Origin of the sequence: Bacillus sp. AR13-1 (assembly GCF_008042285.1) — a bacterium.
In the GTDB taxonomy this organism is placed as follows: domain Bacteria; phylum Bacillota; class Bacilli; order Bacillales; family Bacillaceae_G; genus Bacillus_A; species Bacillus_A mycoides.
Genome location: NZ_QNUA01000035.1, coordinates 1 through 23,928 on the forward strand (window position 1 = coordinate 1; position 23,928 = coordinate 23,928).

At 36.9% G+C, this 23,928-nt stretch carries 25 protein-coding genes; all 25 read right to left on the reverse strand.

Annotated elements, in window-relative coordinates:
• Nucleotides 1–20: 20 nt before the first annotated feature.
• The 25 genes from cccA to hrcA all read right to left on the reverse strand — a co-directional run bounded on the left by cccA (nt 21) and on the right by hrcA (nt 23,874).
• On the reverse strand, nt 21–377 hold the full coding sequence (gene cccA, locus DN408_RS22325; protein ID WP_002129130.1) for a cytochrome c550: 357 nt from the start codon (nt 375–377) through the stop codon (nt 21–23).
• Nucleotides 378–762: 385 nt separating this feature from the next.
• Nucleotides 763–1,890, reverse strand: coding sequence for an RNA polymerase sigma factor RpoD (rpoD, locus tag DN408_RS22330; protein WP_000764062.1), 1,128 nt, complete (start codon nt 1,888–1,890; stop codon nt 763–765).
• Nucleotides 1,891–1,949: 59 nt separating this feature from the next.
• Nucleotides 1,950–3,752 (reverse strand): DNA primase, encoded by a 1,803-nt coding sequence (dnaG, locus tag DN408_RS22335; protein ID WP_002167658.1) that lies wholly within the window; start codon nt 3,750–3,752, stop codon nt 1,950–1,952.
• An 81-nt stretch (nt 3,753–3,833) separates the two neighbouring features.
• The gene (locus tag DN408_RS31775; protein WP_198946082.1) at nt 3,834–3,977 is read right to left on the reverse strand and encodes a hypothetical protein; all 144 of its coding nucleotides are present in this window, start codon (nt 3,975–3,977) and stop codon (nt 3,834–3,836) included.
• Between the two features lie 664 nt (nt 3,978–4,641).
• A complete protein-coding gene (locus DN408_RS22345) occupies nt 4,642–5,454 on the reverse strand; it encodes a pyruvate, water dikinase regulatory protein (RefSeq protein ID WP_002184948.1) in 813 nt (270 codons plus the stop codon).
• A 29-nt stretch (nt 5,455–5,483) separates the two neighbouring features.
• A complete protein-coding gene (locus DN408_RS22350) occupies nt 5,484–6,116 on the reverse strand; it encodes a transcriptional regulator CcpN (protein WP_002015181.1) in 633 nt (210 codons plus the stop codon).
• A 106-nt stretch (nt 6,117–6,222) separates the two neighbouring features.
• Nucleotides 6,223–6,969 carry a DNA repair protein RecO gene (gene recO / locus DN408_RS22355; protein WP_078177910.1) on the reverse strand — a complete coding sequence of 249 codons (747 nt, stop codon included), beginning with the start codon at nt 6,967–6,969 and terminating at the stop codon, nt 6,223–6,225.
• A gap of 33 nt (nt 6,970–7,002) precedes the next feature.
• Entirely contained in the window at nt 7,003–7,146 is a 144-nt protein-coding gene (locus tag DN408_RS22360; protein ID WP_000883924.1) for a YqzL family protein, read from the reverse strand.
• Between the two features lie 176 nt (nt 7,147–7,322).
• Nucleotides 7,323–8,228: a GTPase Era gene (gene era / locus DN408_RS22365; RefSeq protein ID WP_002088672.1), complete on the reverse strand. Its 906-nt coding sequence runs from the start codon at nt 8,226–8,228 to the stop codon at nt 7,323–7,325.
• A complete protein-coding gene (locus DN408_RS22370; protein WP_002015184.1) occupies nt 8,221–8,619 on the reverse strand; it encodes a cytidine deaminase in 399 nt (132 codons plus the stop codon). Before DN408_RS22370 ends, era begins: the two co-directional genes overlap by 8 nt.
• A 99-nt stretch (nt 8,620–8,718) precedes the next feature.
• The gene (locus DN408_RS22375; protein ID WP_002129138.1) at nt 8,719–9,072 is read right to left on the reverse strand and encodes a diacylglycerol kinase family protein; all 354 of its coding nucleotides are present in this window, start codon (nt 9,070–9,072) and stop codon (nt 8,719–8,721) included.
• A complete protein-coding gene (ybeY, locus tag DN408_RS22380; RefSeq protein ID WP_002088675.1) occupies nt 9,069–9,539 on the reverse strand; it encodes an rRNA maturation RNase YbeY in 471 nt (156 codons plus the stop codon). Before ybeY ends, DN408_RS22375 begins: the two co-directional genes overlap by 4 nt.
• Nucleotides 9,536–11,680 carry an HD family phosphohydrolase gene (locus DN408_RS22385; protein WP_002015188.1) on the reverse strand — a complete coding sequence of 715 codons (2,145 nt, stop codon included), beginning with the start codon at nt 11,678–11,680 and terminating at the stop codon, nt 9,536–9,538. The genes ybeY and DN408_RS22385 overlap by 4 nt, the downstream gene beginning before the upstream one ends.
• A 196-nt stretch (nt 11,681–11,876) precedes the next feature.
• The gene (locus DN408_RS22390) at nt 11,877–12,836 is read right to left on the reverse strand and encodes a PhoH family protein (protein WP_002015189.1); all 960 of its coding nucleotides are present in this window, start codon (nt 12,834–12,836) and stop codon (nt 11,877–11,879) included.
• A gap of 3 nt (nt 12,837–12,839) precedes the next feature.
• Nucleotides 12,840–14,039: a sporulation protein YqfD gene (gene yqfD / locus DN408_RS22395; protein WP_002184946.1), complete on the reverse strand. Its 1,200-nt coding sequence runs from the start codon at nt 14,037–14,039 to the stop codon at nt 12,840–12,842.
• 249 nt (nt 14,040–14,288) lie between these two features.
• Entirely contained in the window at nt 14,289–14,582 is a 294-nt protein-coding gene (yqfC, locus tag DN408_RS22400; RefSeq protein WP_002067170.1) for a sporulation protein YqfC, read from the reverse strand.
• A gap of 107 nt (nt 14,583–14,689) precedes the next feature.
• Nucleotides 14,690–15,133: a GatB/YqeY domain-containing protein gene (locus tag DN408_RS22405; protein WP_000054578.1), complete on the reverse strand. Its 444-nt coding sequence runs from the start codon at nt 15,131–15,133 to the stop codon at nt 14,690–14,692.
• Between the two features lie 15 nt (nt 15,134–15,148).
• Nucleotides 15,149–15,322, reverse strand: a complete 174-nt coding sequence (gene rpsU / locus DN408_RS22410) for a 30S ribosomal protein S21 (protein WP_000048061.1) — start codon at nt 15,320–15,322, stop codon at nt 15,149–15,151.
• 465 nt (nt 15,323–15,787) lie between these two features.
• Nucleotides 15,788–17,140 carry a tRNA (N(6)-L-threonylcarbamoyladenosine(37)-C(2))-methylthiotransferase MtaB gene (mtaB, locus tag DN408_RS22415; RefSeq protein ID WP_078177912.1) on the reverse strand — a complete coding sequence of 451 codons (1,353 nt, stop codon included), beginning with the start codon at nt 17,138–17,140 and terminating at the stop codon, nt 15,788–15,790.
• A gap of 6 nt (nt 17,141–17,146) precedes the next feature.
• The gene (locus DN408_RS22420; protein WP_002015195.1) at nt 17,147–17,896 is read right to left on the reverse strand and encodes a 16S rRNA (uracil(1498)-N(3))-methyltransferase; all 750 of its coding nucleotides are present in this window, start codon (nt 17,894–17,896) and stop codon (nt 17,147–17,149) included.
• Nucleotides 17,897–18,041: 145 nt separating this feature from the next.
• The gene (gene prmA / locus DN408_RS22425; RefSeq protein ID WP_002129142.1) at nt 18,042–18,980 is read right to left on the reverse strand and encodes a 50S ribosomal protein L11 methyltransferase; all 939 of its coding nucleotides are present in this window, start codon (nt 18,978–18,980) and stop codon (nt 18,042–18,044) included.
• A gap of 28 nt (nt 18,981–19,008) precedes the next feature.
• Nucleotides 19,009–20,112: a chaperone protein DnaJ gene (dnaJ, locus tag DN408_RS22430; RefSeq protein WP_002129144.1), complete on the reverse strand. Its 1,104-nt coding sequence runs from the start codon at nt 20,110–20,112 to the stop codon at nt 19,009–19,011.
• Between the two features lie 202 nt (nt 20,113–20,314).
• A complete protein-coding gene (gene dnaK, locus DN408_RS22435) occupies nt 20,315–22,150 on the reverse strand; it encodes a chaperone protein DnaK (protein WP_002015198.1) in 1,836 nt (611 codons plus the stop codon).
• 26 nt (nt 22,151–22,176) lie between these two features.
• Nucleotides 22,177–22,743 carry a nucleotide exchange factor GrpE gene (gene grpE, locus DN408_RS22440; RefSeq protein WP_000392715.1) on the reverse strand — a complete coding sequence of 189 codons (567 nt, stop codon included), beginning with the start codon at nt 22,741–22,743 and terminating at the stop codon, nt 22,177–22,179.
• Nucleotides 22,744–22,857: 114 nt separating this feature from the next.
• Nucleotides 22,858–23,874: a heat-inducible transcriptional repressor HrcA gene (gene hrcA, locus DN408_RS22445; RefSeq protein WP_002015201.1), complete on the reverse strand. Its 1,017-nt coding sequence runs from the start codon at nt 23,872–23,874 to the stop codon at nt 22,858–22,860.
• Between the last annotated feature and the right edge of the window lie 54 nt (nt 23,875–23,928).

Sequence of the window (23,928 nt, forward strand, 5' to 3'; positions counted from 1 at the left end):
AAGGCTTGTTTTTCTATACTTTATTTTTTCTTCGATAACCAATCAGCTACTTTTGCCGCTTGATCAGCTGGAACTATATTTGGCGGCATATTTCCTTTTCCTTTTGAAATAACTTCTTTAATTTCATCTTTTGAAAGTTTCCCACCAATTTTTTGTAAATTAGGGCCTACCGCTCCTTGTAACTGATCACCATGACAGCTCGTACAGCTTTGCTTTACAATATCCTCTGGCTTTGATGCTGTTTGTGCTGGTTTCCCACCATTTTTTGCATCAGCTAACTCTTTAGATTTATTTAGCCCCTGAAATGAAAATACAAACATAACGATAATACCTAATGCTGCAATAAGAGCGAACGGAATCAACGGATTACGTTTCATATCTCTTCTCCCCCCTCTATACCGCTAAATAGTTAGATGATTCAGTCATTTATATTGTACTTGAAAACGCCCTATCAGAAAAGAGCAAACTACTACTTGTTAAAAATATTCCGTAAATTCATTTTATTGATTTTCACTATTATATCGCATATTATTTCGATAATTACTAACGTTTCTCATCATATTTTTTACTTTTCTACATATTATTTTGTATATAATAAACAAAATAAATCGAAAAATCGAAAAATGAGCATTTGCAAATCAAAAGACAATTCTGTAAAATAAATTACAAGAAATTGTAATCGTTGCCGATAGCTAAATTTTAACAAAAATTAACAAAACAAAAAAGTTTACTTCACAAAAGTGAAGTAAACTTAAAGGTAGCCTATTCTAAGAAATCCTTAAGACGCTTACTACGGCTTGGATGTCTTAATTTGCGAAGTGCTTTCGCTTCAATTTGACGAATACGTTCTCTCGTTACGCCGAATACTTTCCCAACTTCTTCAAGCGTACGAGTTCGTCCATCATCTAAACCAAAACGAAGACGCAGAACATTTTCTTCACGATCTGTTAGTGTATCTAACACATCTTCTAATTGTTCTTTTAGCAATTCATACGCTGCATGGTCCGCAGGCGATGTTGCTTCTTGATCTTCGATAAAGTCACCTAAATGGGAGTCGTCTTCTTCACCAATTGGTGTTTCAAGAGAAACTGGCTCCTGTGCAATCTTTAAGATTTCGCGTACTTTTTCTGGAGCAAGATCCATTTCTTCACCAATCTCTTCAGGAGATGGTTCGCGTCCTAGATCTTGTAATAATTGACGTTGTACACGGATTAACTTATTAATTGTTTCAACCATATGAACCGGAATACGAATTGTTCGCGCTTGGTCTGCAATCGCACGTGTAATAGCTTGGCGAATCCACCAAGTTGCATACGTACTAAATTTAAAACCTTTACGGTAGTCGAACTTTTCAACTGCCTTAATTAGACCCATATTTCCTTCTTGGATTAAGTCTAAGAAAAGCATACCACGGCCCACGTAACGCTTTGCAATACTTACTACAAGACGTAAGTTTGCTTCTGCAAGACGGCGTTTTGCTTCTTCATCGCCTTCTTCAATACGTGTCGCAAGTCGAATTTCTTCTTCAGCAGATAGTAAGTCTACACGACCAATTTCTTTTAAGTACATACGAACAGGGTCATTGATTTTCACACCTGGCGGCACACTTAAATCATTAAGGTCAAATTCTTCTTCCGTTTTTGTAATTTGACGATTATTAGGACCTTCGTCGTTGTCATTGTCACCAACTAAGTCAATCCCTTGTTCACCTAAATATTCATAGTATTCATCCATTTGATCGGATTCAATTTCAAATCCATTCATGCGTTCTGCAATCTCTTCATATGTAAGAACGCCACGTTTTTTTCCGAGCTCAGTGAGTTGTTCTTTCACTTGCTCAAGGGTCATTTCAGTTTCAATTTGTTTAGAACGAGCTGGTTTATCAGCCATCTGTTCCCCTCCTTACGCGAGATACAAACATTCATTATACTAAAACTTTATCGAAAAAGCTATTTTCTTGCTTTTTGACTTTGTAAATATGCCACATAATATTTAGCAGCCTCTACAGGATCTGTTTTTTCCATTTGTTTTACTTTAAAGATAATTTCCATCTTTTCAAGTTTTTCTTTATGGCGTCTTAGCGCCTCCAAATGACCTTGTAACGCTTCTTCTGTGTACTCTGGATTAATAAATTCATCCGTCGAAATATCAGTAATAATATTTTTCAACTTTTCATCAGAGAGCCAACTTAAAAATGTTCCGACTGAAGGTTCATTTCCCTTTTCATAATATGCGTATAGTTCATATAAAATCCCTTTATGTTCTTCTGTATAAAAATCTTCTATATGAGGTTCCATACGCACTGTCACTTCTGCACTTTGCAACATATGGTAAATAATTTCTCTTTCTGCCCTTTCAAAACCTGTTAATTTCGGTTTCGTTTGAACAATTTGAGATGGCTTAGAAACCTGCTTTATTTGTTTTTGCTGTACCTTTTGTTCTTTGCGATATTGGTGCAATTGATTCAAAAGTGTTTCCATTGAATACGAAAATTCTTGCGATAATGATTTTAAATATGATTCCGCCTGCATCGCATCCTGTAGCAATGATAACTCTTTTAAAACACTTTTTACATATTCTTCTTTGCCAGACTCATCTTGCAAATTTTTCCCTAAACGCAAATAATTTATTTTGAAACCAACAAAACTTATACTTGATTTCACAAGATTTTCAAAAGCGGTTGTCCCATATTGTTGCACATATTCATCAGGGTCAAGCTTATCTGGCAAGGATGTAACTTTCACTTGGCAACCAACTTGCAATAGTAATTGCCCTGCTTTCATCGTCGCTTCTCGCCCTGCTTTATCACCATCATAGCAAAGAACAACAGTTTCAACGTTACGTCGCAGAAGTTTCGCTTGTTCTTCAGTTAAAGCTGTTCCCATTGTCGCAACAGCTTCTTCCACACCACTTTTCACCGCGGCTAGTACATCGGCATAACCTTCAAAAAGGACAACCTGCCCACGTTTTCTAATAAACGGCCTTGCTTGGTGGAAATTATACAACAGCTTACTTTTGTAAAAAATCGGTGTTTCAGGACTATTCAAATATTTCGGAGTGTCATCGCCTAATGCCCTTCCACTAAACGCTATCACCTTACCTTGTAAAGTATAAATCGGAAACATAACTCTTCCGCGGAAGCGGTCATAATGACTGCCATCCTTCTCACTTCTTACAAGAAGGCCAGCCTGTTCCATACTAGATAGCGACAAACCTCTTTTTTGTAAAATTTTCGTTGCTGCATCCCAAGCTTGTGATGCATAACCAATTTCAAATTTCTCAATCATCTCTTTTGTAATACCACGTTTTAATAAATATGAAAGTGCTTCATTTCCTTCTTCTGTATTTACTAATAAATGATGATAATACTTTTTCAAAAGTTCATGAGCCTGTTGCATGATGACAGTGTCATCAGATATGTCTTCTTGTTGTTGTTGTCCTTGCCCTGATTTATATTCTGCAACTGCAATTCCATTTCTTTCGCCAAGCTTTTGAACAGCCTCTGTGAAAGCAAGTCCTTCCATTTTCATAAGAAAAGAAAATACATTTCCACCTTCTCCACATCCGAAACAATGAAAAATTTGCTTATCAGATGAAACAGAGAATGAAGGAGAATTCTCACCATGAAATGGACAAAGGCCGAAATAGTTACGCCCCTGCTTTCTAAGTTGAACATACTCACCAATCACTTCTACAATATCGGATGATGTCCGAATCTGTTCAACAACTTCTTCAGGAATTCTGTTCCCCATAACTCCATCTCCGTGTCGTATTTTGTATTCGATATAAATTAAAAGATTCCTTTATAATTCGACAATATTTTTCTAAATTTGTTAGAAAGTACTGTCGATCACATTGTGTAAACGATTTTGGACCTTTCGTATAAGTCCCCAGTCTACGTAAATTCGCAGATACATACTACTATATAAAATTGTATACATTTGCTCATCTGTTACAAATGTATCTCCTGGAGACAATACATATACTCCTTTTTCACAAGAAGACTAGCAAGAAGCACTATAGCCTGTATGATCATGAGATCTGTAGCTTTTGCATGTTAATAAATATAACAGTCAACTTCATCTTGCTCAGAATCTACATAGACCCAATTACCTTGCTGTTTTCTTGAACGATGAGCATAGGATACGACAAACAAAATTTCGACATAAAATTTTGTTCCAACTTGCACAATTGCATTCTTCACGGGATACGCATCTGCATCAAATAATATCTTATCTGATGTTTTGCATATTTCTGTATTCTACATCCCTTCTGTGAATCCTTCCATAATGTGCGTTTTCTTGTCTAGATTTTGTCGATTTAACGTAAATACATGTCTTTTTCGAAAATCCTATCCCTAGTTTATTCTGAAAAATTAAAGTCTAAACGTAAAATATAGGTTTTTATCACAATTTTTTATTATAATATATTTTCTTCAACTACGCTACATATCCCTTTAATTTTCATCTTACACTTAAAGATAACGAAATCGTTCCTTTAGCATAATTAAAAAACAGAAGAATATAAGTATAACCATTCCGCTATATTCTATTACTAAGCCAAAAGTTCATGCTCTACTTCGCATCTTCCTCTAACGCCTTCTCACGAGCGAAAAAAGCACATTCACCTTTGGTAAATGTGCTAAAACATTTTTTGGTTTTGCACTGCATTCACAATAATATTTGCTGTTTCTTCAATTGCCTTATTTGATACATCAATCACTTGACAATTTATTTTACTAATTACTTCCTCAAAATGATCAATTTCTTCTTGAATACGATTAATATTTGCATATGTTGCTCCATCACTTAATCCAAGTGATTTCAATCGTTCTTTTCGAATATGATTTAACTTATCTGGTATAATTTTCAAACCGAAACATTTCTCTTTTGCCACTTGATATAATTCCTCAGGCGGATCCACTTCCGGTACAAGTGGTACATTAGCAACTTTCAAACGTTTGTTATGCGCTAAATATTGTGAAAGTGGTGTTTTTGATGTACGTGAAATTCCAATCAACACGATATCAGCTTTTAAAATACCACGTGCATCCCTACCATCATCATACTTAACTGCAAATTCAATCGCTTCAATTTTTTTAAAGTACTCTTCATCTAATCTTCGAACGACACCTGGCTCATACCTTGGTACTTGCCCTGTAATTTCTTCAATTTGATCGATAAGAGGTCCGATAATATCGTATGCCTCTACTCCTTCTTTTGCCGCTTCTGCCAATAAATATTGACGCATATCAGGCTTTACTAACGTAAAACAAATAAGCGCTTGATTGCTCTTGGCAATCGAGATTACTTCTTTTAATGTCCCTGTATCTTCTACATACGGTACACGCCTAATATCAGGAGCGAATGGGAACTGTCCCATTGCCGCTCTAACAACCAAATCAGCCGTTTCTCCTACAGAGTCAGATACGACATATACGATTTTATTATCCATTACATTACCTCACTTTAAACAAATTACACTTATTCGTTATTTACTAAATTTACAAACGCACGTGTAATATTTGTTTTTGTAATTCGTCCAATCACTTCTAAACCTTGTTTCGTATCCTTCACAACCGGCATCGCATCAATCTGTCTTTCTATTAATTCCATCGCAATATCATATAAAGAATCCTCCCTGCGACACATCGCAATGTTTGGCATCCTTGTCATGATAATATTAACCGGAAGAGAGGTTAAATCCTGCTTTCCTAAGCTAGCTCGTAATAAATCTTTACGAGATACAACGCCAACTAATAAAGTAGCTTGATCTACAACAAATAATGTACCAACGTCCTCTAGAAACATAGTACAGATTGCATCGTATACTGATACATTTTTATCAATTACAGCCGGTCTAGATTGATAATCTTGCACTTTAATTTTCTTAACAGCTTCAGATAATAGCTGTCCCCCGGTTTTACCCGTATAAAAATAACCTACACGTGGACGCGCTTCTAAATAACCAGCCATCGTTAAAATTGCTAAGTCTGGTCTTAGCGTTGCACGTGTTAAACCCAATTGCCCAGCAATTGACTCCCCTGTAATAGGACCGTGATCTTTTACAATCTGAATGATATGCTCTTGCCGTTTATTCAGCTCTATGATAATCACCACCTTTAATGCACAACGAAAAAAGTTATACTATCTCTTAAATATTATATACTAAATATGCTATTCGAAAAAGAAAGTATGTAAAAAGGACCGTATACGGCCCTTTTTATATTTGAAACTTATCAAGTTGTTCCAAGAAACGCCTTGTTTTCAAATAAACCCCACAATATTCGTCATAATATGTATTCAATACTGTGCGCATTTGTTTTTTTGTACTATCCTTCACCGATACATTACCGAGCCGGTGTAAATCAAAGTGAAAAAAGAGACGTAATAATTTATGAACAGCCTCTCCCACCGGAATACGATACGGATCTTGCTCCGCATGACGCGAGCACAGAAAACCGCCTTCCCGGACAGAGAAGGCGACAAAATCTGTTTCTTGATGACAAATAGCACATGTATCAAAGTACGGGCGCATCCCTAATACCGGAAGCATTTTCGTTTGATAAATTAATGATAATACTTCTGGATCAACACCCTCACACATATAATGCAACGTTTGATATAACATTTCAAATAAATACGGATTATGCTTCTTATCTTCTGTTGCTTTATCGGTTAATTCAATAATAAATGATGCATAAGCAGTTAAAAATATATCCTCGCGAATTTCTTTCATAGATGAAATAATCTCGCCTTGTTGCAAAGTTCCAAGTCCAGATCCCATTTGAATAAGAAAATGACCATGTGTCATAAGTTGCGAAATAGCTGCTAACCGACTCTTCGGCTTTTTCGCCCCTCTTGCCATTGCACTTACCTTACCAAATTCCCGCGAGTATATTGTAACAATCTTATTTGTTTCTCCGTAATCTGTCGTACGGATAACAATGCCCTCAACTTTTTGAAACATGTTCGTCACCATCCAAGGTTTGAACAAAACGGGTCAAGAAATTGGAGAGTCTAGATGCGCTAACTCCTCTTCATGTTGATCCATCTCATCGTTTACGTCTTTTTCCATTTCTTTCAAAAGCAAATACGTTTCAATGCTTCCTGTTTTGGAGAAAAACTTCCAGGTAAAATCTAGCATAAGAATCCACCTTTCTCAATAAGCGTAGCCTATAAACCAATTTCTTTTGTTGTTATTAAGTTGACCCATTTTGTTCATTTTCATGTGAGAAAAATTTTTCCTAATTTATCAAGGTTCATAAAAACCAATAATCAGCGGATGAACAAAACATCCACTGATCACAACTTTACTTCATATTAATACTCGTCTTCACGGAAACCAAGGTCACGAAGCTGTGACATCTTATTACGCCAATCTTTTTGCACTTTCACCCATACTTCTAAAAATACTTTAGAACCAAGAAGTGCTTCAATGTCAAAACGAGCTCTCTTACCGACTTCTTTTAACATCTTCCCTTGCTTACCTATAATAATTCCTTTTTGTGATGCACGTTCAACAACAATCGTTGCGTTTATATAAACCGCTCCGCCCTCACGCTTTTGAATTGCATCAATAACAACCGCTACAGAATGCGGTACTTCTTCACGTGTTAAATGTAATACTTTTTCACGAATAAGCTCTGAAATAATAAATCGCTCTGGATGATCCGTTACTTGATTATCCGGGTAATATTGCGGTCCTTCTGGTAAATACTTTTTAATTGCTCCGATTAACGCTTCAACGTTATTACCGTCCAATGCAGAAATTGGCACAATCTCCGCGAACTCATATAATTTACGATATTGATCAATCAACTCCAGCAATTGCTCTGGATGAAGTTGGTCAATTTTATTAATTACCAAAAATACCGGTTGTTTCGTTTCTTGTAATTTCTCAATAATAAATTCCTCACCACGACCATATCCTTCAGTTGCATTGACCATAAACAAAACAATATCAACTTCTTTTAATGTCGTTTGAGCCATCTTCACCATGAAATCGCCTAGTTTATGTTTAGGTTTATGTATTCCTGGTGTATCAATGAAAACTACTTGTGAATCATTTTCTGTATATACACCTTGAATTTTATTACGAGTTGTTTGTGGCTTATCGCTCATAATGGCAATTTTTTGGCCAATAATACGATTTAAAAATGTAGATTTCCCAACATTCGGTCTGCCAATAATAGAGACAAAACCTGATTTATAACCTTTTCTATTCATGTAAATCCTCCGCTAAAAATGCTCCTGGTAACAATTCTCCGACTGTTGTCTCTTGAACATCACCATGTAAGTTTGATAGGTATACTTTCGTATCCTGTTTACATAATTCTATCATAACTTGTCGACATGCTCCACAAGGAGGTACTGGACGCTTTGTATCCGCTACGACTGCAATAGCTACAAACTCGTTATCCCCTTCAGAAATTGCCTTAAATAAAGCTGTTCGTTCTGCACAGTTACATAAACCATATGATGCATTTTCAACATTACATCCACGATATATTTTTCCATCCTGAGTTAGTAAAGCTGCACCTACTTGAAATTTAGAATATGGTACGTACGCTCGTTTACGCGCTTCGGTTGCTTCTTGAATTAATTGTTTGCTATTCATATTCCCGCATCCTTTCCGTTCATAGATGTGAATAGATACACTCTTTCATTAAAGGCCTTCACGGCGCTCCCAAAGCTTAATAAAAGCTTCGGAATGCAACTATACCATATACGGTAAAAAGATAATAGCACCAATTACAGCAGCTATAATTGCAAATAATAAAACTGCCCCTGCTGCAACATCCTTTGCAATTTTTGCAACCGGATGAATATCGGTGGTTGCTAAGTCTACTGTTTTTTCAATAGCCGTATTCACCATCTCTAAACTCATTACAATCCCTATCACAATAAGTACGACAATCCATTCCATTGTTGTAATATGGAAATAAAAGCCGCAGCATATAACGATGACTGCGGCTAAATAATGAATTTTCATATTTCGTTCATGACGAAGACAAAAGTATATACCAGCTATAGCATATCCAAAACTATCTAAAAGTTTTCCTGTTTTCATCGTCCTAATCCAAAGGCCTCTAAAATTTCTTTTTGTCTTCCAAACATTTCTTTCTCATCTTCTTCTGTCATATGATCATAACCAAGCAAATGCAAAAAGCCATGTAGTGCTAAAAACCCAAGTTCTCGATCAAAAGAATGTCCATATTCTTCAGCTTGTTCTTTTGCTCTTGGAATAGAAATAATAAGATCTCCTAACATACGCGGCATCTCTGCACCGACAATTTCCATTTCGCCTTCTCCCATTTCTTCCATAGCAAAAGAAATAACGTCCGTAGGCTGATCCTTATCTCGGTAATCACGGTTTATTTCACGAATACGTTCATTATCTACAAATGTAACCGATAATTCTGCACCTTCTTCTATGTTCTCCATTTGGGCTGCTTTCTCTACTAAACCTCGAATCAAACTTATATATTCGTCTTTCACTTCTTCTGTTTCATCAATAAAATCAATTAATAAACTCATTCTTTCTCCTTTTCTTCCGGCGGTTCCGGATATGTAATACGGGAATGGAAAATACCATTTAACGTTTCACATAACGTTTTTCCAACGATTTGTAGTTCCTTAAATGTCAAATCACATTCACTAAATTGACCATCTTGCAGGCGATCTTTAATAATACTTTGCACTAAATTATTAATCTGATCTGGTGTTGGATGGTTCATCGAACGTACCGCCGCTTCCACACTATCAGCAATACCAACGATCGCCGACTCTTTAGAAGTTGCTTTTGATCCTGGATAGCGGAACATTTCCTCCGTATATTTCTCTTTATCTTCTTTAATCGCATTATAATAAAAATATTTAAGTAACGTTGTACCATGATGCTGACCAGCAATATCGATAATTTCTTGAGGTATATGGTGTTCTTCTAACATTCTCACCCCATCGGTTACATGAGCAATTATAATATCTTTGCTCGTTACAGGGTCTAATCTATCATGCGGGTTTTCAATACCCATTTGGTTTTCAATAAAAAACTGTGGTTGTACCGTTTTCCCTACATCATGATAATACGCCCCTACACGCGCTAATACTCCATTTGCTCCAACTGCTTCACAAGCAGCTTCTGAGAGATTAGCTACCATTACACTATGGTGATATGTACCTGGTGCTTCTAATAAAATTTTACGCAAAAGCGGGTGATTCGGACTTGAAAGTTCCATCAATTTCATACTCGATACAATCCCAAGACCACTTTCTAAATACGGTAAAATCCCCATAGCTAGAACAGAAGAGATAATACCCGAAACAGCAGCCATTAATAATTGCACCCCAATTTCAAGAGGCGAAAAATTCCCGTTACGTAATAATAGCAAAGCCGCTAATACGACTACATTTAATACAGAAACGAGTATACCAGCTTGTAAAATCATCGTACGACGATTTTTTTCTCTCAAGAAAATACTAACTGATAATGAACTTAATAAAACATAAATCCCCACACTATAATTCAGTGTACTCGTTACACCTTCATTAAACATAATACTTCCGCATACAGAAAAGATCATACTCGTTAAAAATACAAATCGATCACCAATCATTAATTTTACAAGTATTGTTCCCATTGCAACTGGAACAACATACGCGATTCCTGCATACTCAAGCTTTTGAAACAAACTAATGATTTTCATTAAAACAATCGTGATAGACAAAATTGTAATATACGCTAAGACATACGGCCTATCTTCTCTTTTCCGCTGTAAAAACACTTCAAACTGCTTATGCATAAAGTACAATAGCACACCAATGAGTACCGCTAACCCAACATAGGGTTGAAAACTGTTCCCTTTTTCTAACAGGCCAACTAATTTCAACTGATTGTACATATCACTTGAAATCGTTTCACCTTCTCTAACAAGGACTTGCCCTTGAAGAATATAAACAGGTGGAACTAAATCTTCTTCCGCTTTTCTCTTCTCTTTTGTTAAGGTCGGATCATAAAAATAGTTTGCAGAAATCGCATATTTCCCTAACGCCTTAATAGATTCCTTTAAACCATTATCAACATTAACACTATTCATCTCACTTACATATCGTTCCTTCGCATCCTTCAATTCATCCATTTTAACATGCTCAGTCATGATACTATTAATAGCTGTAACTGTTGCATCTTTCGCTAATACTAATTGGTTCGAATCCGCATTAATTAAGTTTAGTAAGTTTGAATCAGATAATTCTTTCGTTAAATCAGTAGGCAATTTTTTTTTCAACTTGTCCACTTTTTCAGCATCAGTAATCTTTTTTTGCTCATCCGGTCCAACCGCTTTAATCTCTTGTATCACTTCATCTACTTTAGCAAAGACGTCATTCACAATATCCACTTTATTTTGTTTATACTCACTTTTATATGTATATTGATCTTCAACTTTTGTAGCGGCTTCTTTTTTCTTTTTGTCCGTTGTAACTTTATCTTCAATTTTAATAGGAGAATGGATTGTTTTTTTCGCAATAGAATATGTTGTAACATCTAATTGCTCTGGTTTTACATTATTCATAAGTGCAAAAAACAGCACTGCCCCTAATAAAACGTAAGAAATCCAACTTAGTTTTTTCGAATGTTGTAAATTACGAAACCACTTAGAAATTTCTTGAGATCTTGACATGATTTCAATACCTTCTCCTCTCCAGAAATAAAGTGAAACTATTTATAGCTTTCATTTCTTCTAGGTAACGATACTTTTTGGACAACATTTTTATCCACTATCACCTATAGTTTATTTCCCTCGTCTTTAATGATAGTAAAAAATATGTCATTCGCCAACCTTATCATACAAAAAGAAATGATCCTGACAAATAGGATCATTCCATTTTATCATATGCCTCAATAATACGTTGCACTAATGGGTGTCTCACAACGTCTGTTTGTTCCAGTGTTATGAACGAAAGACCTGATACACCAGATAAAATATTAGCAGCAATAGAAAGACCTGACTTTACCCCTTTTGGCAAGTCTACCTGTGAGGGATCCCCCGTAATAACCATTTTAGAACTAAAACCTAATCGTGTTAAAAACATTTTTATTTGAACACCAGTTGTATTTTGCGCCTCATCTAATATAACAAATGAATCATCAAGAGTACGCCCTCTCATATAAGCAAGAGGTGCAATTTCAATTACACCACGTTCCATCATACGTTGTGTATATTCTTGTCCAAGAATATCATGTAACGCATCATATAGTGGACGTAAATACGGATCTACTTTTTCTTTCAAATCACCTGGTAAAAACCCTAAGCTCTCTCCAGCTTCTACAGCAGGTCTTGTTAAAATAATTTTCTTTACATACCCTTGCTTTAAAGCTCTCACAGCCATTACTACGGCTAAGTATGTTTTTCCTGTCCCAGCAGGTCCTATCCCAAATACAATATCATTCTTTTTCATTGCATGAATATATCGTCTTTGCCCCATCGTTTTCACACGAATGGATTTACCTTTTGCCGTTTTAAAAATTTCCTCTTCATATAATTCTTCGAATTGAGCAATTTTCCCTTGTTGCCCAAGCTGAATCGCATACGCAACATCTCTTTCCGAAATTGATACACCTTTACGGATAACAACAAGTAACTGTTGTAAGATTTTTTCTACGAGCACCACAGTTTCATCTGCCCCAGATACACGAACAGATTCTCCTCTAGTCACAATCGATACACTAAGTTCTCGTTCAATTACTTTTAAATGAGCATCATTTACCCCAAAAAGAGCGATTGCTTCGTTGGGATTTTCCAATTGTTGGTTCATTTCTACTAATTGTTCTGCCATTACTCAGTCTCCTTGAATATCGGATTCAGATATTGGTTGTGGCTCTGCAATATTTTCAATCACTGTATAATGTAATGTGACCTTTAGGTGATCCGCCTCAACCTCTTTACTCAAAATGTTATCACTTACAATCATAGCATGTTCATCCAATTTTTTCTTCAGTTCTTTTTCTGCCATCTCTTTCGCTACTTTCATTGCTTGTTTTTCGGTATATTCTCGGTTCGCTTCTTCCTCTTCTCGTACAATATCTTTCTCGTATGCAATTGGTAATGTAAATCCAAATAATTTCACATCATGTTTTACACTTTCAGTACGAGAGCGCTTATACTTATCCTTTAGAAATCCCCATATTTTTATTTTAGTACTCCCAAATTTAAGGAAATGTTCATTGTATGAATTACCAGTATACACTTGAAATTGTGTCTTTAACGGAACATCCACCTCAGATTTATACCACGTTTCTCCATATACAATCCCTTTAGCCGAAACAACTGTCGGATTCTCCTCATTACCATACATCCCGGATACGAGAAGTTGCCCCTTTTCTACATGGTCATTTTTCATGACAACCGGCTTCCCAACTTCCACAAATGTTTTTGTAATAATCCCTTCTTTTTTTGCTACTAAGTTTTGTGGCTGTTGTTCACTTTCTTTTTTCGGTTCATTTTTTTCAACAATCTTAAAATGATATGTTGTCCCTCTTATTTCTAATCCCGCCCAAGTAATCGCATTAATATTGTCTGTCAAATGACGTTGAACATCTTCTACACTCGGCATTTGGAATTGTAATTTACCTTTTTTTATACCCATTTTGTCCAATTCTTTCATCAATATATATTCCGTTTCAGGTTTTGCTCCTGTAATTTCAATTTTCCACACCATATTTGACAATGCGATCATTCCGAAAAAAAATATTAAAAACCCAATTAAAAATCCACTATTTTTAATTACACGCTTATTCCAAAAAGGAAAACCGTAACGTCCAATAAAATATAATTTACATTCATTTTTTCTATAAATTGGTTTTATCTTTTTCACATCTCGTAATAACATACAAAAAACTAACGTTTCATCAGCTATCTTCTTTACATCCCAAACGAGTAATTTCTTCCGCACACACTCGTTAACAAAGCGTTCCGCTCCTCTACCTTCAATTCGCACCTTTACATACCCAAGCCATTTTATAAACCATTTATTTTTCATCGACTATCTCCACTACCTTTCTAAAAGTAGATACACTACTTTTCAATTCGATTATCAAACTAGCTCGTACTAAAATTTTAATTAGCAGATTCCTTGATCCTCACTAATAATTAACCTTCACGAGCCAATTTTTTACATGGAACTCAATTCCCACCTATCCTCTTTGTACGAACCGAATATTGAGGCCAGAACGTTACCGCCTGTTAATACAAGGTAACGAAGAAAAACTCCACAAACGGAAGTTTCTCCTCACTCCTCTTTCTTTTCATTTTCTAAAAACGTCACTTGTTCAATAATCCCTTCAAGCAACAGTTCTTCTGGAAGGATTGTTTTAATAACAAAGGATTGACCTTTAATTAATAATTGACCATGTTTCAATAGCAATCTTACCTCTTTATCTGAAAACACTAATAATCCTCGATGATTTTCTATATAGATATGTACTTGCCCAACAAGCGTGATCCGAGGTAGATCCATTAACACATCCACTGGCAGGTCTATTTGCTTCGTTAACCAATTCTTCATTTGTTCTATTTTTTTCATCTCAAAAGACCCCCTCTCATCCCATATGTATGAAAAAAGAGCTTGTAATATCACGTCCAAACTGAAAAAAGCATAAAAAAACGTCTCATACGAAATGAGACGCTTTTTTATGCTAATAGCTGGATAACCAACTTATTCACAAGTGATCCGTCTGTTTTACCTTTTACTTTCGGCATAACAGCAGTCATCACTTTACCCATATCTGCTTTAGATGTAGCACCAACTTCAGAAATAACTTGCTTAATTATATCCGCTAGTTCTTCTTCCGTTAATTGCTCCGGCAAATATGCGCTTAAAATCTGAATTTCACTTTGCAGTTTATCAACAAGGTCTTCACGACCAGCTTTTTTAAATTCAAGGAGGGAGTCCTTATACTGTTTTACTTCACGAGCTAAAACTGTTAATTCCTCTTCTTCAGTAAGAGTATGTTGCAGTTTAATACCTTCATTTTGTAAAGCAGCCTTAACCATACGAATAACGGTTAATTTTTCTTTTTGTTTATTCTTCATCGCTTGTTTCATATCATCGTTTAAACGACCGAGAAGACTCATAACTTACACCCTCTCTTAGAACTTACGCTTTCTTGCCGCTTCAGATTTCTTCTTACGTTTTACACTTGGCTTTTCATAAAACTCGCGCTTTCTTGCTTCAGCAAGTGTACCAGTTTTAGAAACCGATCTTTTAAAACGGCGAAGTGCATCCTCCAAAGACTCGTTTTTACGAACGACTGTTTTTGACATTCTCTTTCCCTCCCTCCGAAACATCACACTTACATACTAATTTCAGCATGCAAAAAGAAACCCTTCTTCAGCATGTCTTTTACGATTATAATACATTTTATCACTTCAGGTCAACTATTTGGCAGAATAAAAGAAGAATAGATGCCCTTACCTGTTCAAAAGCTATGTAGATAGCTATTATCCTTTTCCCCTGAAGACAACTATATTTTTTATCATTACACCTTTTTTAATACAAGAAAGCATTAAATAACTACTCATTCAACGTACCTGCCTTTTCAGTACTTAACTTCTCCCCAAAAAAAAAGAAAGCATGCAAATTATTTCCGTTTGCATGCTTTTTATCCCGCTATTTGCCAGGACAGTAAGACCCCCACCTCAAAATTCAGCGAAAGCAAAGAACTTAGGTGGGGTCAGGCTGATAATCAGCGTGAATGAACAAAATCCCCCACTGATTAAAGTTTCATTTTATGCGCTTGCTGATTCTTTTTTTACATCATCTTCAAGAACACGAACAAACTGCGCTTCGTTATATGGATAACCAGCTTTTGTAATTTTCACTTTTACTAGCTTACCAATCAATTCTTCAGATCCTTCAAACACAATTTTTAAGTAGTTATCTGTATAACCTACATATAAACCTTCACGGTCACCATCTTTAAATGTCTCTTCCGGAATGATTTCAAGTACTTCACCTTCAAATCTAGAAGCATACTCTTTCGCTAATTGATTTGATAGCTCAATTAGACGGTGAACACGATCGTTCTTCACGTCTTCAGGAACTTGATCTTCCATACGTGCTGCTGGAGTACCTGTACGTTTCGAATAAGGGAAAACGTGTAATTCAGAGAAACGATTCTCTTTAATGAAATTGTACGTTTCCATGAATTCCTCTTCTGTTTCGCCTGGGAATCCAACAATTACGTCTGATGTAATCGCAAGACCTGGTAACGCTTCTTTCAAACGATCTAAACGCTCTTGGAAAAATTCCATCGTATACTTACGGCGCATACGTTTCAATACAGTATTAGATCCTGACTGTAATGGAATATGCAAATGACGTACAACTACTTCTGATTTATCTAACACTTCAATTACTTCATCAGAAATTTGACTCGCCTCAATAGAAGAAATACGAAGGCGTTTCAATCCGCCTACTTCCGCTTCCATATCGCGCAGTAATCCAGCTAAGTTATACTCTTTTATATCTTCACCGTACCCACCTGTATGAATACCTGTTAATACGATTTCTTTATAGCCCGCATCTACTAATTGCTGCGCTTGTTTAATAACTTCTTTTCCATCACGAGAACGCATTAAACCACGCGCCCAAGGAATGATGCAAAATGTACAGAAGTTATTACAACCTTCTTGTATTTTTAAAGATGCACGTGTACGGTCCGTGAAATATGGTACATCGAGCTCTTCATATACACGTGCTTTCATAATATTGCGGACAGCATTAATTGGTTGACGCTCTTTACGGAATTCTTCGATGTATCCTAACATCTTCTCACGATCTTGCGTACCAACAACAATATCTACACCTGGAATCGCCATAATTTCCGCTGGAGATGTTTGTGCATAACATCCCGTTACACAAATTACCGCATCTGGATTTTGACGTACAGCACGTCTAATTACTTGACGGCTTTTTTTATCTCCAGTATTCGTTACTGTACATGTGTTAATAACGTATACATCAGATTTTTTTTCATATTCAGTTCTTTCATAACCACCTTGTTTAAACAATTGCCAAATCGCTTCTGTTTCATAGTGGTTTACTTTACAACCTAACGTGTGGAACGCAACAGTTGCCATTGATTATCACCCCATCAATTCAAAATGATAAGAAGCGGCACTTAACGCATAAAGCGGAGCCGTTTCTGTTCTTAAAATTCTTGGTCCTAAACTACATGGTACAAATTTATGTTCACGAAGTGCGGTTATCTCTTCCTCCGCTAAACCGCCTTCTGGTCCAAATACAATCAGCAGCTTTTGGCCTGGTTTAATTGTCGCTAAAGCTTTCGCAAAATTAGATTTCTCACCTTGTTTCGCTTCTTCCTCATACGCAACAAGACAAACATCATACTCGCTACTCATCGACAGCAGTTGTTTAAATGATGAGGGAACGTGTACTTCTGGAATTTCACTTCTATGCGATTGTTCCGCAGCTTCTTTTACAATTTTTTTCAAACGCTCAACTTTTTTATCTGCTTTTTTCGCATCCCACTTTACAATAGATCGAGATGCTTGAAATGGTAAAAATGCAGCTGCCCCAAGCTCAGTTCCTTTTTGAAAAATTAACTCTAGCTTGTCTCCTTTCGGCAGTCCACTTGCAATCGTCACGAACACAGGAAGTTCGCTTGACGCCTCTACCCATTCTACAATAGTGGTATCCACAAATTCACTGGTAATTTCAGCAATTGAACACTCTGCTGTTTTACCATTTACACAGCAATAAATGTGGTCACCAGCTGACATACGCATCACTCTTGCGATATGATGGACATCATCACCCATTATGCGAATACTTGTCTCATTTACATATTTCTCTTCTACAAAATAACGTTGCATATAATCACCTTAGTAGAGTTTCGTTCCTTTCGTAAGTCAACACTTACGAAAAGAACGAAACGTTATCATTTTCATATAACAAACGGTAAGTCCCTCACCTTATACGGTGAGAGACTCCCCTGTTCTTTATAGACTAAAATCTATATTACGCATTTCGTGCAATAATTGCTACCCAATCTTCCATTCGAAGTACTTCTTCAATTGAAAATCCAGCTGTTTCTAACGCTTCAGAAATTACTTTTTCTTTCGCCCCAATAATACCAGATGTAATAAATAATCCACCTGGCTTCACAACTCTCGCTGCATCTTCAGGGAATAGAAGAATGATTTCCGCTAGTAAATTTGCTACGATTAAATCAACCGGACCTTCAATACCTTCTAATAGACTATTCTGTCCAACATTGACAATGTCATCTGTTTTATTTAAGCGCACATTCATTTCTGCACTTTCAACTGCAACTGGGTCTAAATCATACGCTTGAACAGAAGCCGCACCTAATTTTGCCGCAGCAATACTAAGTACCCCCGAACCTGTCCCCACATCAATCACAGTATCACCTGGGTGAACCGTTTTTTCTAACGCACGAATACACATCGTCGTTGTTGGATGTGTCCCTGTACCAAACGCCATACCTGGATCTAATTCAATAATTTTTTCATCTGGAGAAGACGGTGTATACTCTTCCCACGTCGGCACAATTGTGAATGTATCAGAAATTTGAACTGGATGATAATACTTCTTCCAAGCAGTAGCCCAATCTTCCTCATCGACTTCATTAATTGTAATAGTTCCTTTACCAATTTCGATGTCGAAAGATGGTAGTGCATCAATAGATGATTTTACACCTGCAACCGTTTCGTTTAAAGAATCCGTTTGTGGGAAATATGCTTTTACCAAAACACCCTCACTTGGATATTCATCTGGGTTAAGTGCATAAATCTCACCGTATTGTTGCTTGCGCTCTTTCGTCAACTCCGCTGGGTCCTCAATCGCAACCCCGCTAGCGCCTGCTTCATGCAAAATATGAGAGACAGCTTCTACTGCTTCTTCTGTTGTATGAATACTAATTTCTGACCATTTCACAATTTACCAACTCCATTTTTTATTTCCATTATTCCCCTTTGAAAGCACGTTTAAGCTTTCTGAATAAGCTATCATCCTGCTCTTCTTGCCCTGCAAATTCACGCAATAAATCTTTTTGATGTGAAGTTAATTTCGTCGGCACAACAACACGAACGACTACATATTGATCTCCTTGACCATATCCACGTACGTTCGGAGCACCTTTTCCTTTTAAGCGGAATTCTGTTCCTGTTTGTGTTCCAGCTGGAATTTTCAGCTTCACTTTGCCATGAACGGTAGGAACTTCTACTTCCGCACCAAGTGCCATTTGCGCAAATGTTATTGGCATTTCGCAAATAATGTGATCCCCTTCGCGTTCAAAGAATTCATGATTTCTCACATGAACAACAACATATAAGTCACCTGCCGGTCCGCCATTTACGCCTGCTTCACCTTTTCCAGATACACGAATTTGTTGACCATTATCGATACCCGCTGGAATTTTAACATTGATTTTTTTACGTTTACGAACTTTACCAGAACCATGGCATGTCGTACATTTCTCTTTAATCATTTGACCTGTTCCTGAACAATGTCCACAAGCTTGACGGTTTACAATACGCCCAAATGGTGTATTTTGTTCTACACTTACTTGCCCTGATCCTGAACAATGTTTACATGTTTCTTTTGAAGTCCCTGGTTTTGCTCCACTACCCTTACAAGTATCACATGGATCCTCCACTGGAATCTCAACGTTTAATTCTTTACCAAAAATAGCTTCTTCAAACTCTAAAGTAACTTGATATTGTAAATCAGCACCTTGACGTGGAGCATTTGGATCACGACGTCTGCCGCCACCGCCAAAGAATGAACTAAAGATATCTTCGAAACCGAAGCCACCGCCGAAGTCTCCTCCGCCACCGAAACCTTGATTCGGACCAGCGTGACCAAATTGATCATACTGCGCACGCTTTTGATCATCGCTCAATACTTCGTATGCCTCTTGTACTTCTTTAAACTTTTCAATTGCATTTTCTTCTTTACTTACGTCTGGATGATATTTTTTAGCCAAACGACGATACGCTTTTTTAATTTCATCTTTTGAAGCGCCCTGGCTAAGTCCAAGGACCTCATAATAGTCTCGTTTATTCATAAATTTGCAACCCCCGAATCTTTCACATAAACGTAATTTTAACACCGAAAGAAAGTGCTTTGCAACAAAGTTTCCTCACTTACAGTATGCAAAATAAAAAACTTAAGATCCTCACACATTTCTTCTTATTCGTGAAAAAAGCCAAAGCCAAGGCACGCTTGACTTTGACTTTTTGTCATCTTACTTATTTTATTTCACTGTATTACTTGTCTTCTTTTACTTCTTCAAACTCAGCGTCTACTACATTATCTTTTTTCGCGCCAGCGTCTTGTGCTCCTTGTGCACCTTCTGCTTGCCCTGCAGCCGCTTGAGCTTGCTCGTATAATTTAACAGTTAATTGTTGTACGATTTCTTGAAGAGCATCTTTTTTCACACGGATTTCTTCAAGTTCGTTTTTCTCGATTGCCGCTTGTAATGCTTCTTTCGCTTCCGTTGCTTTCGCTACTTCAGCTGCATCTACTTTACCTTCTAAATCTTTTACAACTTTGTCTGTTTGGAATACAAGTTGGTCAGCTTCGTTACGAAGTTCAACTTCTTCCTTACGTTTTTGGTCAGCATCAGCATTTGATTCAGCTTCTTGTACCATACGATCTACTTCTTCATCAGAAAGACCTGAAGAAGATTGGATTGTAATAGTTTGCTCTTTGCTTGTTCCTAAGTCTTTTGCACGTACGTTAACGATACCGTTCGCATCAATATCGAATGTTACTTCGATTTGTGGAATTCCACGTGGTGCTGGCGGAAGGTCTGTTAATTGGAAACGACCTAACGTTTTGTTGTCAGCTGACATTGGACGCTCACCTTGTAGTACGTGAATGTCTACCGCTGGTTGGTTATCAGCAGCTGTTGAGAATACTTGTGACTTACTTGTCGGAATTGTAGTGTTACGCTCGATTAGTTTCGTGAACACACCGCCCATAGTTTCGATACCTAAAGAGAGTGGAGTTACGTCTAATAATAGAACGCCCTCTACATCACCAGTAAGTACGCCACCTTGAACTGCAGCACCTAATGCTACAACTTCATCTGGGTTTACACCTTTGTATGGCTCTTTACCAGTTTCACGTTTAATTGCTTCTTGTACAGCTGGGATACGAGTAGATCCACCAACAAGGATAACTTTATCTAATTCGCTTGGAGCAAAACCAGCGTCTTTTAATGCACGACGAGTTGGCTCTAATGTTCTTTCAACAAGACCAGCTGAAATTTCTTCGAATTTAGCTCTTGTTAACGTTAATTCTAAGTGTAATGGGCCAGCAGCTCCAGCACTAATGAATGGTAATGAAATTTGTGTTTGTGTTACACCAGAAAGATCTTTCTTCGCTTTTTCAGCTGCATCTTTCAGACGTTGAAGTGCCATTTTATCTTGGCTTAAATCAATGCTATTTTCTTTTTTGAATTCAGCTACTAAATGATCGATGATAACTTGGTCAAAGTCATCTCCACCAAGACGGTTGTCACCAGCAGTTGAAATAACTTCGAATGTGCCGTCTGCTAACTCAAGGATAGATACATCAAATGTACCGCCACCTAAGTCATATACTAAGATTTTTTGCTCTTCATCTTGTTTTTCTAAACCGTAAGCAAGTGCTGCGGCTGTTGGTTCGTTAATGATACGCTCAACTTCTAAACCAGCGATACGACCAGCATCTTTCGTTGCTTGACGCTCTGCATCGTTGAAGTATGCAGGTACTGTAATAACAGCTTTCGTTACTGTTTCACCTAAGTATGCTTCAGCAGAAGCTTTTAAGTTTTGTAAAATGATTGCAGAAATTTCTTGAGGTGTAAAATCTTTACCTTCAACTTCTACTTTGTAGTCTGTACCCATATGACGTTTAACAGACATGATTGTATTTGGGTTTGTAATTGCTTGACGCTTCGCAACTTCCCCAACTTGACGCTCTTCATTTTTGAAAGCTACAACAGAAGGTGTTGTACGGTTTCCTTCTGGATTTGGGATAACCTTTGGTTCTCCACCTTCCATAACAGCTACACAAGAGTTTGTTGTACCTAAGTCAATACCGATAATTTTACTCATGGCGAATCCTCCTACTTTTATGTAAATTATTGATTTACTTTTACCATTGATGGGCGAATCACACGGTCTTTTAGTTTATAACCTTTTTGGAATTCTTCAACTACCGCGTTTGATTCAAATTCACTGTCTTCCACTTGCATAATAGCTTGGTGTTCATTCGGATCAAACTGTTTACCAACAGCTTCAATCGCTTCAACACCTTCTTTAGTCAACGCTTCTAGCAATTGACGATGCACCATTTCCATACCTTGTAACAAGGATTTCGTTTGCTCGTCAGTCGCTTCCACTTGCATCGCTCTTTCAAAATTATCAAGAGCTGGCAAAATATCTGAAACTAGACTTTGTGCTCTATATTTATCAGCAGCCTGTTTATCCATTTGGACACGGCGCTTATAATTTTCAAAATCAGCTTGTAGACGTAATGTGCGACCTTCCGTTTCCGTTAGTTTCGCTTGTAACTCATCTACTTTTTCTTGTAAAAGAGCAGCCTCACTTTTTTCTTCTACAGTTTTTTCACTGTTTTCTGGCGTGACAGCTTCTTCAACTTGCGCTTCTTTCACTTCTTCTACCACTTGTTCGTTACGCTCTTCCACAATTTTCACCTCCTTAAAAGGTATTAGGTATCATGCTTAGCATGATTACCTAAGCATTATATATTACACACAGCAATGAAAATTTCATCACTTGAGCGAATGTATTACTCTCATTTACTTTTTAAGTCCGTCTGTAAATTGTCTTGTAAATAACTGCAGTAAACTAATTACACGAGAGTATTGCATTCTCGTCGGACCTAAAATTGCAATTGTTCCAAGTTGCTCTTCTCCAATCGAATACGTTGCAGAAATCAAACTGCAATCCTCCATTGCCGTAGAAGAATTTTCTCTACCAATTTTCACTTGAATTCCGACTTGTTTATGACGCAAAATGTCATAAAACGCAGCCTCATTATCAATCATCGTCAGCAAAGATCTTACTTTGTGAATGTCATGGAACTCTGGTTGCGAAAGCATATTTGCTTTTCCTCCAAAGTATATCTTTTCCGATAAAGGGACTTGAAATGTACCATCTAACATTTTTATTGCACTATCGTAATTATGAACATACCCACGCAAGACTGTAACAATCTCTTTAAAGATTTTATTATGAAGTTCTGCCATAGGTATACCAGATAGCTTTTCATTTAAAATATTAACCATTTTTTCTAAATCTGATAAATCAACAGATTCCGGAACGGTAATCGTTTTACTTTGCACATGCCCTGTATCTGTTACAATAATAGCGACTGCTGTTTGACGATCAAGCGGTACAATTTGTACATTTTTAAGTTTATTTGTGCTCAATTTGGGACCAAGAACAATGGCCGTATAATTCGTAAGCTCTGATAAAATTTGAGCTGATTGTTGTGCAATTTTTTCTGCTTCAAAAATTCTTTCAGCAAATAAATCTTTAATTTGTACAATTTCATCGGTCGGTAAGTTTTGCGGCGCTAAAAGATGGTCTACATAAAATCGGTATCCTTTTTCAGAAGGAACACGCCCAGAAGAACTATGCGTTTTTTCAATAAATCCTAATTCTTCTAAATCAGCCATTTCATTTCGAATAGTAGCTGAACTAAACGTAATTTCATCTTTCTTAGCCAACGTCCTCGAACCAACTGGTTGCGCTGATCCAATAAAGTCATCAACAATTGTTTGTAAAATTAAGAGCTGACGTTCCGTAAGCATCTCATCATCACCTCTGTTAGCACTCTTTGTCTTCGAGTGCTAAATCTATTAATA

Excerpts from the sequence above, each read along its gene's own strand:
- cccA (WP_002129130.1), bottom strand. The coding sequence starts at position 377 with ATGAAACGTAATCCGTTGATTCCGTTCGCTCTTATTGCAGCATTAGGT.
- rpoD (WP_000764062.1), bottom strand. The coding sequence starts at position 1,890 with ATGGCTGATAAACCAGCTCGTTCTAAACAAATTGAAACTGAAATGACC.
- dnaG (WP_002167658.1), bottom strand. The coding sequence starts at position 3,752 with ATGGGGAACAGAATTCCTGAAGAAGTTGTTGAACAGATTCGGACATCA.
- DN408_RS22345 (WP_002184948.1), bottom strand. The coding sequence starts at position 5,454 with ATGGATAATAAAATCGTATATGTCGTATCTGACTCTGTAGGAGAAACG.
- recO (WP_078177910.1), bottom strand. The coding sequence starts at position 6,969 with ATGTTTCAAAAAGTTGAGGGCATTGTTATCCGTACGACAGATTACGGA.
- DN408_RS22360 (WP_000883924.1), bottom strand. The coding sequence starts at position 7,146 with ATGCTAGATTTTACCTGGAAGTTTTTCTCCAAAACAGGAAGCATTGAA.
- era (WP_002088672.1), bottom strand. The coding sequence starts at position 8,228 with ATGAATAGAAAAGGTTATAAATCAGGTTTTGTCTCTATTATTGGCAGA.
- DN408_RS22370 (WP_002015184.1), bottom strand. The coding sequence starts at position 8,619 with ATGAATAGCAAACAATTAATTCAAGAAGCAACCGAAGCGCGTAAACGA.
- DN408_RS22375 (WP_002129138.1), bottom strand. The coding sequence starts at position 9,072 with ATGAAAACAGGAAAACTTTTAGATAGTTTTGGATATGCTATAGCTGGT.
- ybeY (WP_002088675.1), bottom strand. The coding sequence starts at position 9,539 with ATGAGTTTATTAATTGATTTTATTGATGAAACAGAAGAAGTGAAAGAC.
- DN408_RS22385 (WP_002015188.1), bottom strand. The coding sequence starts at position 11,680 with ATGTCAAGATCTCAAGAAATTTCTAAGTGGTTTCGTAATTTACAACAT.
- DN408_RS22390 (WP_002015189.1), bottom strand. The coding sequence starts at position 12,836 with ATGGCAGAACAATTAGTAGAAATGAACCAACAATTGGAAAATCCCAAC.
- yqfD (WP_002184946.1), bottom strand. The coding sequence starts at position 14,039 with ATGAAAAATAAATGGTTTATAAAATGGCTTGGGTATGTAAAGGTGCGA.
- yqfC (WP_002067170.1), bottom strand. The coding sequence starts at position 14,582 with ATGAAAAAAATAGAACAAATGAAGAATTGGTTAACGAAGCAAATAGAC.
- DN408_RS22405 (WP_000054578.1), bottom strand. The coding sequence starts at position 15,133 with ATGAGTCTTCTCGGTCGTTTAAACGATGATATGAAACAAGCGATGAAG.
- rpsU (WP_000048061.1), bottom strand. The coding sequence starts at position 15,322 with ATGTCAAAAACAGTCGTTCGTAAAAACGAGTCTTTGGAGGATGCACTT.
- mtaB (WP_078177912.1), bottom strand. The coding sequence starts at position 17,140 with ATGGCAACTGTTGCGTTCCACACGTTAGGTTGTAAAGTAAACCACTAT.
- DN408_RS22420 (WP_002015195.1), bottom strand. The coding sequence starts at position 17,896 with ATGCAACGTTATTTTGTAGAAGAGAAATATGTAAATGAGACAAGTATT.
- dnaJ (WP_002129144.1), bottom strand. The coding sequence starts at position 20,112 with ATGAATAAACGAGACTATTATGAGGTCCTTGGACTTAGCCAGGGCGCT.
- dnaK (WP_002015198.1), bottom strand. The coding sequence starts at position 22,150 with ATGAGTAAAATTATCGGTATTGACTTAGGTACAACAAACTCTTGTGTA.
- hrcA (WP_002015201.1), bottom strand. The coding sequence starts at position 23,874 with ATGCTTACGGAACGTCAGCTCTTAATTTTACAAACAATTGTTGATGAC.